This is a genomic window from Pseudomonas sp. TE9122, assembly GCF_056278925.1.
On record NZ_JBWBQI010000001.1, the window covers coordinates 3,531,441 to 3,550,303 of the forward strand.

Annotated in this window: 18 protein-coding genes; 12 read left to right on the top strand and 6 right to left on the bottom strand. The window is 60.4% G+C overall.

Annotated elements, in window-relative coordinates; translation table 11 throughout:
- Positions 1–54 precede the first annotated feature (54 nt).
- From ACZ9BE_RS15810 to ACZ9BE_RS15820, 3 genes are all read right to left on the bottom strand, one after another.
- Entirely contained in the window at positions 55–1,068 is a 1,014-nt protein-coding gene (locus ACZ9BE_RS15810; RefSeq protein WP_476249676.1) for a GNAT family N-acetyltransferase, read from the bottom strand.
- Positions 1,069–1,153: 85 nt separating this feature from the next.
- Positions 1,154–1,951 (bottom strand): substrate-binding periplasmic protein, encoded by a 798-nt coding sequence (locus ACZ9BE_RS15815; protein WP_041478456.1) that lies wholly within the window; start codon positions 1,949–1,951, stop codon positions 1,154–1,156.
- 93 nt (positions 1,952–2,044) lie between these two features.
- Positions 2,045–2,668, bottom strand: coding sequence for a TetR/AcrR family transcriptional regulator (locus tag ACZ9BE_RS15820; protein ID WP_041478455.1), 624 nt, complete (start codon positions 2,666–2,668; stop codon positions 2,045–2,047).
- 184 nt (positions 2,669–2,852) lie between these two features.
- Between ACZ9BE_RS15820 and ACZ9BE_RS15825 the strand changes: the two genes are divergently transcribed.
- The 8 genes from ACZ9BE_RS15825 (at position 2,853) to ppnP (ending at position 12,359) form a co-directional block, all read left to right on the top strand.
- The gene (locus ACZ9BE_RS15825) at positions 2,853–4,637 is read left to right on the top strand and encodes an acyclic terpene utilization AtuA family protein (RefSeq protein WP_476249677.1); all 1,785 of its coding nucleotides are present in this window, start codon (positions 2,853–2,855) and stop codon (positions 4,635–4,637) included.
- A 12-nt stretch (positions 4,638–4,649) separates the two neighbouring features.
- The gene (locus ACZ9BE_RS15830) at positions 4,650–5,534 is read left to right on the top strand and encodes an SDR family oxidoreductase (RefSeq protein ID WP_073472477.1); all 885 of its coding nucleotides are present in this window, start codon (positions 4,650–4,652) and stop codon (positions 5,532–5,534) included.
- 3 nt (positions 5,535–5,537) lie between these two features.
- A complete protein-coding gene (gene atuC / locus ACZ9BE_RS15835; protein WP_476249678.1) occupies positions 5,538–7,154 on the top strand; it encodes a geranyl-CoA carboxylase subunit beta in 1,617 nt (538 codons plus the stop codon).
- Between the two features lie 30 nt (positions 7,155–7,184).
- Positions 7,185–8,342, top strand: coding sequence for a citronellyl-CoA dehydrogenase (atuD, locus tag ACZ9BE_RS15840; protein ID WP_476249679.1), 1,158 nt, complete (start codon positions 7,185–7,187; stop codon positions 8,340–8,342).
- Positions 8,339–9,136 carry an enoyl-CoA hydratase/isomerase family protein gene (locus ACZ9BE_RS15845; RefSeq protein WP_476249680.1) on the top strand — a complete coding sequence of 266 codons (798 nt, stop codon included), beginning with the start codon at positions 8,339–8,341 and terminating at the stop codon, positions 9,134–9,136. The genes atuD and ACZ9BE_RS15845 overlap by 4 nt, the downstream gene beginning before the upstream one ends.
- Positions 9,137–9,428: 292 nt before the next feature.
- Positions 9,429–11,390 (top strand): acetyl/propionyl/methylcrotonyl-CoA carboxylase subunit alpha, encoded by a 1,962-nt coding sequence (locus ACZ9BE_RS15850; RefSeq protein WP_476249681.1) that lies wholly within the window; start codon positions 9,429–9,431, stop codon positions 11,388–11,390.
- Positions 11,391–11,460: 70 nt separating this feature from the next.
- Complete coding sequence (locus tag ACZ9BE_RS15855; protein WP_150637787.1) at positions 11,461–12,003, top strand: 3'-5' exonuclease; 543 nt, start codon at positions 11,461–11,463, stop codon at positions 12,001–12,003.
- A gap of 71 nt (positions 12,004–12,074) precedes the next feature.
- Positions 12,075–12,359, top strand: a complete 285-nt coding sequence (gene ppnP, locus ACZ9BE_RS15860) for a pyrimidine/purine nucleoside phosphorylase (RefSeq protein ID WP_024013687.1) — start codon at positions 12,075–12,077, stop codon at positions 12,357–12,359.
- Positions 12,360–12,431: 72 nt separating this feature from the next.
- Here ppnP and ACZ9BE_RS15865 read toward each other — a convergent pair whose 3' ends face one another.
- Together ACZ9BE_RS15865 and ACZ9BE_RS15870 are read right to left on the bottom strand one after the other, a co-directional pair.
- Positions 12,432–13,238, bottom strand: coding sequence for an MOSC domain-containing protein (locus ACZ9BE_RS15865; RefSeq protein WP_252882440.1), 807 nt, complete (start codon positions 13,236–13,238; stop codon positions 12,432–12,434).
- 191 nt (positions 13,239–13,429) lie between these two features.
- A complete protein-coding gene (locus ACZ9BE_RS15870) occupies positions 13,430–14,365 on the bottom strand; it encodes a chemotaxis protein CheV (protein ID WP_016770829.1) in 936 nt (311 codons plus the stop codon).
- Between the two features lie 454 nt (positions 14,366–14,819).
- On the opposite strand from ACZ9BE_RS15870, the gene ACZ9BE_RS15875 reads away from it, so the two are divergent.
- The 3 genes from ACZ9BE_RS15875 to ACZ9BE_RS15885 all read left to right on the top strand — a co-directional run bounded on the left by ACZ9BE_RS15875 (position 14,820) and on the right by ACZ9BE_RS15885 (position 17,303).
- A complete protein-coding gene (locus ACZ9BE_RS15875) occupies positions 14,820–15,290 on the top strand; it encodes a hypothetical protein (protein ID WP_150637816.1) in 471 nt (156 codons plus the stop codon).
- Between the two features lie 463 nt (positions 15,291–15,753).
- Positions 15,754–16,647, top strand: a complete 894-nt coding sequence (locus tag ACZ9BE_RS15880; RefSeq protein WP_024013690.1) for a sensor histidine kinase — start codon at positions 15,754–15,756, stop codon at positions 16,645–16,647.
- On the top strand, positions 16,644–17,303 hold the full coding sequence (locus tag ACZ9BE_RS15885) for a response regulator (protein WP_056788523.1): 660 nt from the start codon (positions 16,644–16,646) through the stop codon (positions 17,301–17,303). The genes ACZ9BE_RS15880 and ACZ9BE_RS15885 overlap by 4 nt, the downstream gene beginning before the upstream one ends.
- On the opposite strand, the gene yegS is transcribed toward ACZ9BE_RS15885, so the two are convergent.
- Positions 17,287–18,204 (bottom strand): lipid kinase YegS, encoded by a 918-nt coding sequence (yegS, locus tag ACZ9BE_RS15890; RefSeq protein ID WP_041478444.1) that lies wholly within the window; start codon positions 18,202–18,204, stop codon positions 17,287–17,289. The two genes, ACZ9BE_RS15885 and yegS, sit on opposite strands and share 17 nt — an antisense overlap.
- 315 nt (positions 18,205–18,519) lie before the next feature.
- Between yegS and ACZ9BE_RS15895 the strand changes: the two genes are divergently transcribed.
- Positions 18,520–18,828: a hypothetical protein gene (locus tag ACZ9BE_RS15895; RefSeq protein WP_172834003.1), complete on the top strand. Its 309-nt coding sequence runs from the start codon at positions 18,520–18,522 to the stop codon at positions 18,826–18,828.
- The last annotated feature ends 35 nt before the right edge of the window (positions 18,829–18,863 follow it).

Sequence of the window (18,863 nt, forward strand, 5' to 3'; positions counted from 1 at the left end):
ATGCATTCCTCTGTAGGAGCTGCCGAAGGCTGCGATCTTTTGCTTGATGCGATATCAGGCCAATGGGCACCGATCAAAAAACCGCTCCCGCCCCAGAATCATCAGCGCCGCGCGCTTGTGCGGAAAATCGAATTCCTTCTCGCAGTGAAAGCATTGGTTGTGCATATGCCCGATCATCTTCGCGTTGTCGGCACGTGGCTCGGCGACCACGCGCTGGGTGCGTGGATCATCGAGAAACAGGTAATGCACCAGCGCCGATAACCAGCTCGCCACTTTGTGCGGGCCGCGATGACTTTCCTCGCCGACCAGCATGTGAATGCCACGGTCGTAATCGCCGGCATCGTAGAACGGCGCGATGCGATCTTCCTTGGCCCAGTAGGCTTCGAAGTAAGCGAAAGGCTGGTCATCGAAACAGCCAATCAGCGTCAGCGTGTGCGGATCGGCCTCGAGCTTGCCGAGGTATTCGCGATGCTGCTCAAGGCTGCCCTCCTCCTGCCAGAAACTCGCCACGCGCGGGCTGTTCTGCCAGCGATTGAAGCGCGACAGATCTTCCTCGATTTCCAGCGTTCGCAAGGAAATCCACGCGCCGAGACGTGCATCAAAACGCCGATAGACTTCACCGCGCGGCTTCACCGGTCGCAGCGGATGGCGCTTGCCCTGGCTGATGACCATTTGCTGCGGATAGCTGCCGGTCAGTGACGTGCCCAGCCACGGCTGCGGCAGTTGCCAGAACAGCGTGCGCTCGCAGCGATATTCGCCGGCGACTGCGGTGTTGATCAGCAAACCACTGCGCAAGGCTTCGGTCGGTGGCTGATCGAGTTGCCAGATCAACTGCTGACACGCCGGGTCACGGGCGAACAGCCAATAACAGGCTGCCCACAAGGCGTGGCCGGGCGGCAGAGCGAAACGCTCGTCGAGCTGGATCGGGCCATTGGCCTCGCGGTCCAGGCGCAGCCGAATCAGCGGTTGCCCGTCCAGGCTCAGGCTCAGCCGGCTCTCGGTAGCATCAGCGATCAATCGACTGCCCGAGGGCAACGCCAGGGCAGTCAGGTCATTCAGATTGGACATGGGTCGGGCTCACGTAATCGTCGACAGTTCAACGAAGTGACGTGAGCCGGGAGGGGAAATTTAAGCGCGAGAGGCAATTAGCGCTTCAGTGATGAGGCGCCGGCATCACGGCAATCCTGTAGGGCTCGAAAATCCTCAGCAATTCGCCGTTGTCGCGCAAACGCTGCAACAGGTTGCCGAAGGCTTCGCCGGTGATAGGAGCGCTTGGCCGCAGAATCGCGTAATGGTGATAGATCTGATCGGTACGCTGCGACGCCAACAGCTCATCGCGGACCTTCTCGTTGCGCAGCAGGTAATCGAACAGATAGGAACGGGTGACCAGGGCAATGTCGGCGCGCCCGCGCAGGACCATCAGCAGGTTGCTGTCGTGGGAATAGGTCAGCGTCGCGTTGTAGTTTTTCGCGAGATATTTCGGGTCGGCGTTGAAGTCGGCGAATTCGTAGTGATAACCGCTGAACAGCGCCAGACGTTTGCCCGACAGGCTCGAGAAATAGTTTTGCTGGCGGCCGTCTTCGCGTTGCGCGACGAAAATCTCGGCGTCTTCCAGGCCCATGTCGACGTCGTCGTGGGGAATGTCCTTCCAGCCCCACTCGGGGTTCTCGAAGATCGCCATATCGATGCGGCCCTGCTTGAAATCACCGAAGCGGCGCGGGATCGACGTCGGCACCAGAACAAATTGATAGTCGCTCTGCGAGCGGTTCAGCGCCTCGACCAATTGCGGCAACAGGCCGGTGTCGGCGCCGTTTTCCGGGCGAATCGTATAAGGCGGGAAATGCGCGGCGCCGACCCGGACCAATTGCGCTGACTGAGCGGGCAATACCCATAACGCAGCCAGCGCAGCGAGCAGCAGCCCGGCGGCTGTCCGAATTGGCGAAGACTTCAAAACACCCCACTCCCCGAAAAAAATAGCGATCAATGCATTCAAGCTAGGCGGTTTCGCCGACTTAGCCAGTTTCCCGGCCGGTCCGACAACCGTTCAACGCGCTTCGAGGACCAGAATCAACGCTTCATCGGCGAGTTGATCGAGGCTCAAACTGCCGCCGGCACGGAACCAGGTGGTGGTCCAGGACAGTGCGCCGGTAAGGAAACGTCGGGTAATAAAAACGTCACCGCGAATAAAGCCCGCGTCCTTGGCCTCGCCCAGAACCTGCAACCAGATGTCTTCATAAACATCACGCAAAGCGAGGACTTTAGCCTGGCCGTCTTCGGACAATGAGCGCCATTCGTATACCAGCACGGCCATCGCTTCGCCACTGCCGCCCATGATCGACTGCAACTCGCAACGAATCAGTGCCAGCACCCTTTCGCGCACATCGCTCGCCTCGGCCAAGGCTGCGCGCATCAACGCGGTGTTGTAGCGGATGGTTTCCTCCATCACCGCGCGGAGAATTTCATCCTTGCTTTTGAAGTGATGAAAAATGCTTCCCGACTGAATGCCCACAGCACTGGCCAGATCACGCACTGTGGTGCGCTCATAGCCTTTGTTGCGAAACAGGTGAGCCGCCACTTGCAGCAATTTGCCACGGGCGCTGTCCGGGTCGGTCAACTGGCCTTGGTCGACCAGTTCGCGCATGACCCGCAGGGCTTTTTGCTCGTCCACCCGTTCTCTCCTACAGTCGATCAGTGTGTTGCCCCCTGTAACCGCAGGGTTGCGCGCAATTTAAGCCGCGCGCGGGCACCAAGCAAGCGCTTGGGCAGAAGAATGTTTCGCCTGTTTACAAACCAAGCGCTTGCTTGGTAGCCTCCAGGCACTTCTGTCGCAGGTCCCTGAGTCGGAGATAAAAATGCCAACCACCGTGCGAATCGGCTGCGCCAGTGCTTTTTGGGGCGACACCTCCACCGCTGCCGCCCAGCTTGTCACCAGCGGAAACCTGGATTATCTGGTGTTCGATTATCTGGCCGAGATCACCATGTCGCTCATGGCCGGCGCGCGACTGAAAGACCCGCAGGCCGGGTTCGCGGGTGACTTCGTTGAAGTGCTGGCGCCGCTGCTGACGCACCTGGCCGAACAGAAGATCCGCGTGATCAGCAATGCCGGCGGGGTCAATCCGCAGGCTTGCGCGGCGGCCCTGCAAGCGGCCTGCGACCAGGCTGGGGTCCAGCTGAAGATTGCCGTGTTGCTCGGCGACGACTTGCAAGGACAGCTCAAAAACCCCGCCGATATCCGCGAAATGTTCAGCGGCGCGCCGCTTCCGCGCATGTGCGTGTCGACCAACGCCTACCTCGGCGCGCCGGGGATTGTCGAAGCGTTGCGCCTGGGTGCCGACATCGTCATTACCGGCCGGGTGGTCGACAGCGCCGTGGTCAGTGCGGCGCTGGTTCACGAATTCGGCTGGTCGTGGCATGACTACGACAAACTCGCCCAGGCCGCGCTGGCCGGGCACATCATCGAATGCGGCGCGCAGTGCACGGGCGGTAATTTCACCGACTGGCGCGAGGTACCGGATTACGAGCACATCGGTTTTCCGATCGTCGAGGTCAGCGCCGATAGCCAGTTCCTCGTCAGCAAACCCGAAGGCTCCGGCGGACTGGTCACGCCATTGACGGTCGGCGAGCAGATGCTCTACGAAATCGGCGATCCGCAGGCCTATCTGTTACCCGACGTGATCTGCGATTTCACTCAGGTCAAACTTCAGCAACAAGGCAAAAACGTCGTGCACGTGCACGGTGCCAAAGGCCTGCCGCCTACCGACAAATACAAGGTCAGCGCCACGTACCCGGACGGTTTTCGCTGCACCGCCAGTTGCCTGATGGCCGGCATCGACGCAGTAGACAAGGCGCGGCGGGTCAGTCAGGCAATCATCGACAAGACCGCCGAGATGTTCAGCCTGCGCGGCTGGGCGCCGTACAGCGAAACCCATGTCGAACTGCTCGGCAGCGAAGCCACCTACGGCCCCCACGGCCAGCGCCGCGACAGCCGTGAAGTGGTGATCAAAATCGCCGTGCGCCATCCTGACAAACGCGCGCTGGTGCTGTTTTCCAAAGAGATCGCCCAGGCCGCGACCGGCATGGCGCCGGGTTTGACCGGCATCGTCGGCGGTCGTCCGACCGTATACCCCCTCATCCGTCTGTTCTCTTTCCTCATCGATAAAAGCGCCTGCACCCTGCAAGTCGACATCGCGGGTGAGCGCCATCCGTGCGCCCTGCCCGACCCGGTGGCTCTGGACAGTGCAAATTTGCCGATCGCCCATCAGCCACCCAGACCCCAGGGCCGCGCCGATGCCAGTGTGCCGCTGGTGAAACTGGCGGTGGCGCGCTCCGGTGACAAGGGCAACCACAGCAATATCGGCGTGATGCCGCGCCATCCCGATTACCTGCCGTGGATCGCCGAAGCGCTGACCCCTTCGGTGGTGGTCGACTGGATGCGTCACGTCCTCGATCCGCTTCTCGGGCGTGTCGAACGCTGGTATCTGCCCGGCACCCACAGCCTCAACTTTTTTTTGGAAAACGCCCTCGGCGGTGGCGGTGTCGCCAGTCTGCGCATCGACCCGCAAGGCAAAGCCTTCGCCCAGCAACTATTGGAAATCCAGATCCCGGTGCCGCAGAGCATCGCCGAACAGCTCGACTAGAGGATGGTGTGCATGGCTTACGCGTCGATTTTCCGCGCCGATCTGTTCAGCGGCCAGAACCTGATTGTCACCGGTGGCGGCAGCGGCATCGGTCGCTGCACCGCCCATGAACTGGCGGCCCTCGGCGCCAATGTGCTGCTGGTCGGGCGCAAGCCGGAAAAGCTGGAAAAAGTCGCCGCCGAAATCACCGAGGACGGTGGCCGCGCGCACTGGAAGGCCTGCGATATCCGCGATGAAGAAGCGGTCAAGCAACTGGTCAAAGAGCTGATCGCCGAACACGGGCCGATCCACGGCCTGGTCAACAACGCCGGCGGCCAATACCCGTCGCCCTTGGCTTCGATCAATCAGAAGGGCTTTGAAACGGTGCTGCGGACCAATCTGGTCGGCGGATTTCTGATGGCCCGCGAAGTGTTCAACCAGTCGATGAGCAAACATGGCGGCAGCATCGTCAACATGCTCGCTGACATGTGGGGCGGCATGCCCGGCATGGGCCACTCGGGGGCAGCGCGTTCGGGCATGGACAATTTCACCAAGACCGCCGCGTTCGAGTGGGGTTACGCCGGGGTCCGGGTCAACGCGGTGGCGCCGGGCTGGATTGCGTCCAGCGGCATGGACACTTACGAAGGCGCATTCAAAGCGGTGATTCCGACCCTGCGCGAGCATGTGCCGCTCAAGCGTATCGGCACCGAATCGGAAGTCAGTGCGGCGATCGTGTTTCTGCTCAGCCCGGCGGCGGCATTCATCAGCGGCACCACAGTGAAAATCGACGGCGCCGCCAGCCTCGGCAGTCGCGCCTGGCCGCTGCACAAGGCCAGCCACAGCGAATCATTCAATGGTTTCCACCGCGCGTATTTACCAGAAGTGTTGCGTCCCGACGTGCTCAAGGACAAGGAATAAGCCATGGCGCAGATTCAGTCGCAACTCGATCCGCACAGCGAAGCGTTCGCGCGCAACCGCGCGGCCATGCTCGCCGCCATCGAGCAGGTGCAGCAGCTTGAACAGAACCTGTTGAACAAGGCCGCCGAAGCCAAAGAAAAATTCAGCAAACGCGGGCAACTGTTGCCCCGCGAGCGCTTGAACCTGTTGCTCGACCCCGGCGCGCCGTTTCTCGAACTGGCCAGCCTCGCCGGCTACAAGTTGCACGACGACAAGGACGGCAGTTCGGCCGGTGGCGGGCTGATTGCCGGCATCGGTTATGTCTGCGGCATCCGCGCGATGGTGGTCGCCAACAACAGCGCGATCAAGGGTGGCACGATCTCGCCGAGCGGCCTGAAAAAATCCCTGCGCCTGCAACAGATTGCTCGGGAAAACAAACTGCCGATGATCACCCTCGCCGAAAGCGGCGGTGCCAATCTCAACTACGCGGCGGAGATTTTTGTCGAAGGTGCGCGCAGTTTCGCCAATCAGGCGCGCATGTCAGCGATGGGTTTACCGCAGATCACCGTGGTGCACGGCTCGGCCACCGCAGGCGGCGCCTATCAACCGGGGTTGTCGGATTACGTGGTGGTGGTGCGCGGCAAGGCCAAGCTGTTTCTCGCCGGCCCACCGTTGCTCAAAGCGGCGACCGGCGAAGTGGCCAGCGATGAAGAACTCGGTGGCGCCGAAATGCACGCGCAAGTCGCCGGCACTGCCGAATATCTCGCTGAAAACGACGCTGACGGCATACGCCAGGTCCGCGACATCATGCGCATGCTGCCATGGAACGAGCAGTTGCCGTGGCTGCCGGAGCCGCAATTCAAAGAACCGCACTACCCCATCGACGAACTGCTCGGGCTGATCCCGGACGATGCAAAAAAGCCCTACGACGTGCGCGAAATCATCGCGCGGATTGCTGACGAGTCGGACTTTCTCGAATTCAAAGGCGAGTTCGATCAGCAAACCCTTTGCGGCCAACTGAAAATCCAGGGCCGCGCCTGCGGCTTCATCGGCAACAACGGCCCGATCACCCCGCAAGGTGCGAGCAAGGCGGCGCAGTTCATCCAGTTGTGCGACCAGAGCCAGACGCCGCTGCTGTTTTTCCACAACACCACGGGTTTCATGGTCGGCACCGAATCGGAACAGCAAGGGGTGATCAAGCACGGCTCGAAACTGATTCAAGCGGTGGCCAACGCACGGGTGCCTAAACTGACCATCGTCGTCGGCGGTTCCTACGGCGCCGGCAACTACGCCATGTGCGGGCGCGGGCTCGATCCGCGCTTCATCTTCGCCTGGCCTAACAGCCGCACGGCAGTGATGGGCGGCGCACAGGCCGGCAAGGTCTTGCGCATCGTTACCGAAGCCAAACAGCTCAAGGACGGCATCGAGCCCGATCCGAAAATGCTCGACATGCTCGAACAGATGACAGCGCAGAAACTCGACAGCCAGTCCACCGCACTGTACGGCAGCGCCAACCTGTGGGACGACGGCCTGATCGACCCGCGCGACACCCGCACCCTGCTTGGCTACTTGCTGGATATTTGCCACGAAGCCGACAGGCGCACGCTGCAACCCAACAGCTTCGGCGTCAGCCGCTTCTGACCGCCACGGATCCTACGGAGAACAACAACAATGATCTTCACCCCGGAACACGAAGCCCTGCGCCGCACCGTCCGCCAGTTCGTCACGCACGAGATCAACCCGCACGTCGAAGAGTGGGAAAAGGCCGGGCGCTTTCCCATCCACGAAATTTTCCGCAAGGCCGGCGACTTGGGCCTGCTGGGCATTTCCAAGCCGGAAAAATTCGGCGGCATGGGCCTCGACTACAGCTATTCGATCGTCGCCGCCGAAGAGTGCGGCACCATTCATTGCGGCGGGATTCCGATGTCGATCGGCGTGCAGACCGATATGTGCACACCCGCCCTCGCCCGCTTCGGCTCCGATGAACTGCGCGAAGAGTTCCTCCGCCCGGCCATCACCGGCGAACAGGTTGGTTGCATCGGCGTTTCCGAAGTCGGCGCCGGCTCCGATGTCGCCGGGCTGAAAACCACGGCACGCAAGGACGGCGATGACTACGTGATCAACGGCAGCAAGATGTGGATCACCAACTCGCCGAGCGCCGATTTCATCTGCCTGCTGGCCAACACCTCGGACGACAAGCCGCACATCAACAAGTCGCTGATCATGGTGCCGATGAACACCCCGGGGATCAGCCTCAGTTCGCACCTGGACAAGCTCGGCATGCGCAGCTCGGAAACCGCGCAGGTGTTCTTCGACAACGTGCGCGTGCCGCAGCGCAATCGCATCGGCCATGAAGGCGCCGGGTTCATGATGCAGATGCTGCAGTTCCAGGAAGAACGCCTGTTCGGCGCGGCGAACATGATCAAGGGCCTGGAATATTGCATCGACAGCACCATCGAGTACTGCAAGGAGCGCAAGACCTTCGGCAACGCGCTGATCGACAACCAGGTGATCCACTTCCGCCTCGCCGAATTGCAGACCGAAATCGAATGCCTGCGCGCCCTGGTCTATCAGGCCACCGAGCAATACATCAAAGGTCAGGACGTAACGCGCCTGGCGTCGATGGCCAAGCTAAAGGCCGGACGCCTCGGCCGTGAAGTCAGCGACAGCTGCCTGCAATATTGGGGCGGCATGGGCTTCATGTGGGACAACCCGGTGGCCCGTGCTTATCGCGATGTGCGTCTGGTATCGATTGGCGGCGGCGCCGACGAAATCATGCTGGGGATCATCTGCAAACTGATGGGCATCCTGCCGGGGAAAAAGAAATGAGCAACCTGCCCGATTGCCAGGCGCTGTTGCTGGAGCTGCATGGTGGCGTGCTGCACATCACCCTCAACCGCCCGGACAGCCGCAACGCGATGAGCCTGCAAATGGTCGCCGAACTGCGCGCGGTGCTGGCGGCGGTGCGTGATGACCGCACAGTGCGGGCCTTGGTGCTCAGCGGTGCCGGCGGGCATTTTTGCGCCGGTGGCGACATCAAGGACATGGCCAGTGCCCGGGCTCAGGGCGCGGACGCTTACCGCGAGTTGAACCGGGCGTTTGGCGCGCTGCTGGAACAAGCCCAACATGCGCCGCAAGTGCTGATCACTGTGCTGCAAGGCGCCGTGCTCGGCGGCGGCTTCGGCCTGGCTTGCGTCAGCGATATTGCGATCAGCGATCACAAGGCGCAGTTCGGCTTGCCGGAAACCAGCCTCGGCCTGATCCCAGCGCAAATCGCACCGTTTGTGGTGCAACGGATCGGCTTGACCGAAACCCGCCGACTGGCGCTGACGGCGGCGCGTTTCGATGGCGCTGAGGCACAGCGTCTGGGCTTGGTACATTTCGTCGAACAAGATGCCCAGGCGCTGGCAGAACGGCTGGACGAGGTGTTGCAACAGGTACTGCGCTGCGCGCCGGAAGCGAATGCGATGACGAAAAAATTGTTGCTGGCGAGTGCCGGACAGCCGTCGAGTGCATTGCTCGATGAGGCGGCGCAGTGGTTCAGCGCGGCGGTGACCGGAGACGAGGGAATCGAGGGGACCATGGCATTTATGCAGAAACGTAACCCTCGGTGGGTCAGCTAAAAGCTTCGCGAGCAGGCTCGCTCCCACAGGTCGAAATGCATTCCAAATGTGGGAGCGAGCCTGCTCGCGAAGAGGCCCGCACCTTCGCCGCCCAAAACTCAGGAGCCCCCGAGTTCGCAGTTGAAATGCGCTCCAAATGTGGGAGCGAGCCTGCTCGCGAAGAGGCCCGCACCTTCGCCGCCCAAAACTCAGGAGCGCCCGAATTCGCGGTTGAAATGCGTTCCAAATGTGGGAGCGAGCCTGCTCGCGAAGAGGCCATCCCATTCACCGCTATCATTTCAGGAACCCCACCATGCCTACCCTCCACAAAATCCTGATCGCCAACCGCGGTGAAATCGCCTGCCGCATCCAGCGCACGGCCCAGGCGCTGGGCTATCGCACCGTCGCCGTGTTCAGCGACGCCGACGCCGATGCGCTACACGTGCAAATGGCCGACCAAGCCGTACATATCGGCCCGGCGCCGGTGCAGCAGTCCTACCTCAACATTGCGGCGATCATCGACGCCGCCCGCCGCAGCGGCGCCGATGCAATTCACCCCGGCTACGGCTTCCTCTCGGAAAACGCCGATTTCGCCCGCGCCTGCGCCGAAGCCGGGCTGATTTTCATCGGCCCCAGCGTCAAAGCCATCGAACTGATGGGCAGCAAACGCCTGTCGAAAATTGCCATGCTTGAGGCCGGGGTTCCATGCATTGCCGGCTATCAAGGCGCAGCGCAGGACGACGCGACCCTATTGGCCGAAGCCGCGCGGATCGGTTATCCGCTGATGATCAAGGCCAGCGCCGGTGGCGGCGGACGCGGCATGCGTCTGGTGCACGAGGCCAGCGAACTGGCGGCGCAACTGCGTACCGCGCGGTCCGAAGCAATGAACGGTTTCGGTAGCGACGAGTTGATTCTCGAGCAGGCCTTGATCGACCCGCGCCACGTCGAAGTGCAACTGTTCGGCGACCAGCACGGGCATCTGGTCTATCTCGGCGAACGCGATTGCTCGATCCAGCGCCGCCATCAGAAAGTCATCGAAGAAGCGCCGTGCCCGGTGATGACCGCCGAGCTGCGCCAGGCCATGGGCGAAGCAGCACTCAAGGCCGGGCGCGCGGTGGATTACGTCGGCGCCGGCACCGTGGAGTTCCTGCTCGACGCGCGCGGGCAATTCTACTTTCTGGAAATGAACACCCGTCTGCAGGTCGAACATCCAGTGACGGAATTGATCACCGGCCTCGATCTGGTCGCGTGGCAGTTGCTGGTTGCCGAGGGCCAGCCGCTGCCGCTGACCCAGGAGCAGATCCGTCTCGACGGTCACGCCATGGAAGTGCGCCTCTACGCTGAAGATCCCGCTGCGGATTTTCTCCCGCAAACCGGCCGAATTGCCGCATGGCAACCGGCGTCGGGCCACGGTGCACGGATCGATCACGGTCTGCTTGAAGGCCAGTCGGTCAGCCCGTTCTACGACCCGATGCTGGGCAAACTGATCGCCCACGGTGCAACCCGCGAAGAGGCGCGGCGCAAGCTGTTGCGTGCGGTGCAGGACACCGTGCTGCTCGGTGTGCAAAGCAATCAACGTTTGCTCGAGGGCCTGTTGCAACATCCGCAGTTCATCAGCGGCGATTTCAGCACCGCTTTCATCCAGCACCATTTTTCCAGCCATGCCAGCCTCAACACTTATGTGCCGACGACGGAGCAACTGGCGATTGCTGTGGTGTTGTTCTATCAGGCCAGCGCCCTGCCCCATCGCGCCCCGCTGAACGGCTGGCGCAACAACGCCAGCGTGCCGCTGCACTATCGACTCGGCAGTGACGAGCAGGACTGGACGCTGTCGGTGCTGGCGCGCAAATCCGGCGAATGTGTCGTGCAACTGGGCGAACGCACGCTGGAGTTGAAAATCATCAAGCACACCGCGCAATCGGTAACCATGGAAATCGACGGCCTGCGCCAACGCCACGCCTATCGTCTGCACGATCGGCAGCTATGGCTGTTCACCCATCCAGGCAGCCTGCGCCTGGAGGATCGAACTCATGCGCCGATCGACAGTCAGACCAGCGTGGCTTCCGGCACCCTCAAAGCGCCGATGGACGGCGCCATTGTCGACGTGCTGGTCAGCGAAGGCAGTACGGTCAGCAAGGGTCAATTGCTGGTGGTGCTGGAGGCAATGAAAATGGAGCATCCGCTGAAGGCCGGCATCGATGGCGTGCTCAAACGGGTGCAAGTGAAGGTCGGCGATCAGGTAAAAAATCGTCAGGTTCTGTTGCAGGTCGAGTAGTCGCCCAGGCACAAGCGCGGGGTTTGACTACGCTCTGATAAATCAGAACGCGGAAATCAGGAACCCTGCGATGCCCCATTGGCTGGTCATAGATCTGGAAGCCACCACAGACGAGGGTGGCTGGCCGGTCACGGAGATGGAAATAATCGAGATCGGTGCGACCCTGGTCGACCGCGCCGGGCGCGAGCAGGATCACTTCCAGCGCTTCGTCAAACCGACCCGCCGGCCATTGCTGACGCCGTTCTGTCGGGAGCTGACGCACATCAGCCAGGCCAATATCGATTCGGCGCAACCGCTGAGCGACGTCTGGCCAGCCTTTGAGCGCTGGCTGGCGCAGCATCAGGCTCGCCTTGAAGGCTGGGCCAGTTGGGGCGGCTACGATCGCCAGCAGTTGCTCCAGGAGTGGCAGCGCCTGAACATCGACAGCGGCCTGAGCAAAGTCCCGCACATGAACCTCAAACAGCGCTTCGCCAAGGCCCGGCGCCTGGAACGACCGCTGGGGCTCAACGGCGCGTTGCAACTGGCGGGCATGCAGTTCAACGGCCAACAACATCGCGCGCTGGAAGATGCCCGCAATACTGCACGGTTATTGCCGCTGGTCCTGCCGCTTTAGACGCGTGACGGCGCGAAAAGCCTTGTGCATACTGGCCGCCCCCTTTTAAGCCCTTTTCGAGGAATCCGCCCATGTTTAAAGTCAACGAGTACTTCGACGGCACCGTCAAGTCGATCGCCTTTGGCACCGCTGAAGGTCCGGCGACCATTGGCGTCATGGCCCCGGGCGAATACGAATTCGGCACCAGCCAGCGCGAGATCATGCATGTGGTTTCCGGCGCGCTGAGCGTAAAACTGCCAGACAGCAGCGACTGGGAAACCTTCGCCGCCGGCAGCCAGTTCAACGTCCCGGCCAACAGCAAGTTTCAGCTGAAAGTCGAAGTGGATACCGCTTACCTGTGCGAATACCGCGGCTGATCCCGACGGTTTCACAGCGCAAAAAAATGCCCGCGTCCAAAAGACCCGGGCATTTTTCGTTTCAGCGACAACCTATTCGAGGATTTCCACCGGCATGCCGACTTCCAGGCGGCCGTTGCCGTCGTTGACCAGATTCTGCCCGAACATCGCGCCATCGGCGGTTGAGCGATGTTTCTGTAACGTCGCGAACGGCTCGCGATCGGCGCTGCGCTCACCGGTTTGCGGGTCGACAGTGGTCATGATGCAACGCGCGCACGGCTTGACCACGCGGAATTCGATGTCGCCAATGCGAATACGCTTCCAGTTGTCCTCGGCGTAAGGCGCGCTGCCTTCGATGACCAGATTCGGACGGAAGCGCAGCATCTCCAGCTCTCGCCCTACCGTTTCCGAGAGGGCCAGCCGCGAGGCTTCGCCGATCAGCAGCAACGGATAACCGTCGGCGAACGCCACTTGATCGTCATCCTTGCCGAAACCCGACTGCGTGGTGCGCGCCCGCTCGAGTGGCATTTGCACCAGACGTGTCGGCTTGCCGAGGAAGTCACTGACAAAACGCGCGGCTTGATCACCGGCGTCCGGCACCCGCAGGGTGTCACGCCAGATCGTCACACCGCGCAGCTCGGCGTCGGCCGCGGGCAGCGCGACTTCGATAGAACCCTGCTCGGGAGCGCTCAGAGTCAGACCGCCGCCGGCATTCCATAACGCCGACAACTGACTCATCTTCGCTTCGGCACGCTGGGTCAGAAAGCGCCCGCTGGCCTCGTCCACCAGCATCCAGCGTCGGTCGCCCACAAGCCCGAGCTTGTCCAGCTCGATGCTTTGCAGGATTTCGCCCTTGCCGGATTTCAACGGGTAACGATAAAGCGCGCTCAGACGCAGCATGGCCAGCTCCCTTGGAGGAAAAACGCCACCCTATACGAGCTTCAATACCGAATCAAAGCCGTCATTAATGTAAATACACTTCTGTGGGAGCGAGCCTGCTCGCGAAGAGGCCGGCACATTCACCATCAATGTGTCCGACCCTGCGCTTTCGCGAGCAGGCTCGCTCCCACAGGAAGCAAGAGGTGCGTGTTTCAGGCCGGCACAGCGTCGAGCATCAGACGCTGGCGCACCACATCAACCAATTTGTCCGGCTGGAATTTGGAGAGGAAGTTGTCGCAACCAACCTTCTTCACCATCGAGTCGTTGAAACTGCCGGACAGCGAGGTGTGCAACACGACGTACAAGCCACGCAGGCGAGGGTCGTTGCGAATTTCCGTGGTCAGGCGATAGCCGTCCATTTCCGGCATTTCCGCATCGGTGAAGATCATCAGCAGTTTATCGGTCATGTGCACGCCGGTATCGGCCCAGGCCTTGAGCATGTTCAAGGCTTTCAAACCGTCGCTGGCGATGTGCATTTTCACCCCGAGCTGGCCGAGGGTGTCGCGCAATTGCGAAAGCGCTACGTTGGAATCATCCACCAGCAACACTTCGCGGCCACGGGCGCGCTCGAGTACCGGATCGTCGAGTTTCTCGCGCGAGACCTTGGCGTTGTACGGGACGATTTCAGCGAGGACTTTCTCGACGTCGATGATCTCCACCAGTTGATCGTCGACCTTGCTGATCGCGGTCAGATAATGCTGGCGGCCAGCACTGGTCGGCGGCGGCAGAATGGCTTCCCAGTTCATGTTGACGATGCGGTCGACACCGCCAACGAGGAAGGCCTGCACCGAACGGTTGTATTCGGTGACGATGATCGTGCTGTTCGGACCCGGCACCAGTGGGCGCATGCCGATTGCCTGAGACAGGTCGATCACCGGCAAGGTCTGTCCGCGCAGATTGACCACGCCGCAGACGAAGGGATGACGCTGCGGCATCAGGGTCAGCTTGGGCAGCTGCAGCACTTCCTGAACCTTGAACACGTTGATCGCGAACAGCTGGCGTCCGGCCAGGCGAAACATGAGGATTTCCAGGCGATTCTCACCCACCAGTTGCGTGCGTTGGTCTACCGTGTCGAGAATGCCGGCCATCAATGACTCCTGGGCTTGTTCTGATGAATTCACTATGGGGGTTTATCGGCTGCATTCAGCTAATCTTGATTGCTGTAAAGCGCGCCGCTAAAAATGCCACAAACGGCCATTGATGTCACACTGACATCATGCTTTACTGGCAATCGTGATTTCATCTGCTAGATTCATTGCGGCGCGACCTCGGTTTGCACGTTAGGTTCCCGCGCCTAAGGGATTCCCCTAGGATCAATCAGGCCCAACCTGATATTCGCCATTTCCAATAGCCATTACTGTGACGCCATTCTCATTGCATGAACGGAGTCAGGCTATTGTGTGCGATCGCAATTCAGTGGCAACCCACCCTCTGGAACCCCTCGGTCCGTGCACCTGCACCGCCGGGCGCGATCTGCCGACGATTCACGATCGTCGCCACACACGGCCATCCGTCAACCAACACGACGTGGTGGAGATGAACATGCCAATCGACCGTAAAGACTGGGCGCAACGCTTCCCCGAATTTCTGGTCGAGGCCGAAACGCTTCTCGCCAAGTCCGAAGAATGCCTGAGCCATCTGCAACTGATCAGCAATGACAAGGATGCCATCGACTGCATGCTCGGCACTCTGCTGAAGCTGGCCGGCCGGGCCGAAGCACTGGCGCTGGAAGCGATCTCCGAGTTTTCCTTGCACATCTACAGCCTGCTCAATTTGCAGCAGGATCACGTAGATCTGCACGAGCAGGCCCTCGATGCGTTACGTGACTGCCTGACCTTGATGGCGTGGCAGCTCGAGCTGGTCGATCCCAGGACCGGACAGCTGACCCTGGATAAAAGCGAACAGACTGATCTGCTCGAGGCCTTCGCGGCACAAATGGGCCAAACCTCGTTCGAGCCCAAGAGGGTGAGCAAACGTTTGCTCTCTTCATCCTTTACCGCGCGCCAGGCTTGAGCCGGTAAGTCGCGATATTGTCGTAAATGAATACTTCGTGCCTGAAAGCGACAATCCGGGGCAAATAATCAGCCCGACCAACGGCTAATTTTCAGGTGCTGCCATCAGGGTTTTCCCTGTGCCCACCGAGCGACACTTCCAGGCAAATCGAAGTGGCCCAAATACAACAACTCCAGCTTTTTCCAATATGGAACTTGCGTCCACGATCCGATATTTCCTGACTGAATAGACATATATAGCAACCGCGACCAACGGTATGTTAAGTGGTATTATGCCGCCAGTTAGTTGCCTGCCGGTTAATGGCATACTGACTTCAGTGTTACCTTTTCGATGTTATTGCCGGTCAATGATCGCTTAATGAATGCGGTTTGAATCAATAACATAAATGACAGTATTTCCACACAGAGATCCGCCAGTCACCGGTCGGTCTGCCCGCAGCGAACATCCATTGGCTCCATCCGTTATGTACGCCAGTCTCAAGTCACTCATTACATGGCCACCTTCTCGGGAAAACGCCCGGCGCTTCACACTTGTCCTGTGTGTTCTGGCGACCTTGGGCAGTCTGCTGGCGTATGTTGTTTCCGCACGCCTTCCTTTGGGATTGCTGGCGCTCGACATCGCCGCCACCGCGTGCGTCTGGGTGCAATATCGCTTGTCACGCAAATCGATCAAGTTTCAACCACAAGAGCTGGCTGATCGACTGTTGCAAGTTCAGGAAAACGAGCGCCATCGCCTCAGCCGGGAATTGCACGACGATATCGGCCAGTTGCTCACCGCCGCCAAACTGCAAAGTGACTGGCTCAAACGCCGCCTGCCGGAGGATCTGCAGGAACAATGCAAGGTGCTCTGCGACACACTGGATGAAACCCTTACCAAGGTGCGTGACGTCTCGGCGATTCTCAATCCACGTCAATTGACCAGTCTGGGCCTCGAAGCCAGCCTGCGTGCGCACTTGCTCAAGACACTGGCCAACACGCCGGTTAACTGGAGTCTCGATTGCCAGCAACGGCTCAACGGCATCCCCGAAGAAATGGCCGTCGCGGCGTTTCGCATTGCCCAGGAAGCCGTGACCAACATCCTGCGCCACGCACAGGCAAAAAACCTGTTGATTCGGGTACAGCGATTGCCGCAAGGTCTGACGCTGTTGATCAGTGATGACGGCCTGGGTTTTGCCCCGGCGGCCGACCCGGCCAGAGAAGGTCAACGCGGCATGGCCGGAATGGCCGAGCGTATCGAACAGTTGGGCGGCACATTGAGCGTTATCAGCGAGCCGGGCAAAGGCACTCGAATCGAAGCACTATTCCCGTGGGCGCCTCGGGCACTCGAACGGGCCAGTACGAATAAGGTTATGCGTTGACTTGTAACTTACTTCTGGTGGATGACCACTCGCTGATCAGAGCCGGCGTGCGTGCTCTGGTTCTGGATATTCCCGGTTACGCGGTAGTCGGCGAAGCCAGTGATGGTTCGCAATTGCTCGAAATGGTCGAGCAACTGAGCCCCGACATCGTATTGCTGGACATCTCGATGCGGGAAACCGGTGGCCTGGAAGCGCTGCAACGCCTCAAGCGTGTGCGGCCGCAGAGCAAAGTGCTGATTCTGTCGATGCACACCGACCCGGCGCTGATCATGCAGGCGCTGGAGTCCGGTGCCCATGGCTACCTGCTCAAGGACACCACGGCCACCGAGCTCGAGCACGCGCTGGAAGCCCTCCGCAACAACGAACGCTATCTCAGCCCGGCCATCGCTCACACCGTGATCAATCAGGCACTGACCCGCAACCAGAAAAGCCAGCCGGACATCGCCGATTCGCACAATCTGACCGCGCGCCAGCTGGAAATCCTTCGCCTGATCGTGCGCGGCAAATCGACCCGGGAAATCGCCAATGGCCTGGGCTTGAGCGTCAAGACCGTGGAAACCCACCGCGCACAGATCATGAAACGCCTGCAGATCTATGACGTGGCGGGCCTGGTGCTGTTCGCCGTGCGCGAGCAGATCATCAGTCTTGATGACTGACTGGCGTCAGTTGACTCAATAGCGGCGAGTCCTTTGGCAAGTGCACCTGCAACGCTGCGGGTTTCGCAACAAAACGCAGACTGTCACCTTCCAGTGGCTCGCCGTCGAGATTGATGCTCAGCCCTTCGGCGACCTTGATCTCGACCCACGGCAATCGCGCCCGCACGAACATGTTGTCGAGGCCGAAGCCCTCGCTCAGCAGATTCTTCAGCGTGCCGACCAGTTCTTGCGGTGCCGGCAGGATACTGATGTCCAGCAAACCATCATCGACCTGTGCCTCGGGGCACAGCACATGGCCGCCACCCGCCTGCCGCCCGTTACCGATGCCCAGCGCCAGCAGCTCACCCTGCCAATGGAAATCCGGGCCTTGCAACTCGCCGTAAGCGGCATGCAGTTCGCTGAACCGGGTCAGGCCGGTAAACAGATACGCGGCGCCGCCCAAGACCTTCTTCAGATCTTCCGAAGTATTGGCGGTCACCTGGCTGCCGAATCCGCCGGTCGCCATGTTCAGGAAAATCTGCCCGCCCACTTCGCCCAGATCGATATCCGAGGGCTGAACATCCAGTAGCTCAAGGGCTTCGGCAGGCTCCAGGGAAATACCGGCGGCGCGGGAGAAATCGTTGGCGGTTCCCAGCGGCAGCAACACAAGACTGGCTTTTTGCGGATGCTGAGCCAGCGCCTCGGCAATATCGCGCAACGTGCCATCACCGCCACCGGCGATGATTTTGCTGTAGCCGGCCGCCAACGCTTCCTCGACCAGACGCTGGGCGTCGCCGGCCTCCCAGGTCACTCGCACAGCCAGTTCCCAGCCTTGCTCACGCTTGGCTTCGACGGCAGCGCGGACATCCTCGTTGAGTGCCTGTTTGCCATGCAAGATCAGCAGTGCCCGGCGTTCACTCATAACGTCACTCCAAGAATTGAAATCGATTGAAACATCTTGACCACTGTGCGCCTTAAAAAAGCCACCGAGCTGGCAATTAATTCTTCGTCCAACTGCTGGCGTCCTACACAGCGGTATTTTTTCTTACGAAACAAGAGGAATCGGCTTAATTGACCCCGTCCGACCATTGGGTCACCGTGTGCCAGCAGCATCAACCTTCAACCCATTAACACAAGGATGTGCCGGTAATGAACGGATACCCCCCGATTTATTTCCATGAATCGAGCAATGGCAAAACCAGCAAGCGTGCAGTTGATACGATCGGCGAGAACTTCCATGCACAACCATGAAACCAAGGCACCGGTGAGCCCGGTCGCCGCTCTCGCCGAAAGTCGTGCCAGCAAGAAACCAGACTTCTGTAACAGCGCCAAGACCCCTGGAGAGTTTGATATGGAACCCCGAGTCAGCGAGCTGGAGACTCACTTCAAATACATGCGCCGCGATATGGACGAAGTGCTCAATGATGTCCGGACGATCAAACACCGCCTGGCGTATTCGGCGGGTGCCACCGCTGTCATCCTCGGACTGCTGGGCTGGGTGGCCAACAGCCGATTCGACCAGTTGGTGACATTGATCAGCAACTGACCGAATCATTCGTTGCACGCGCCGTGCGTATCAGC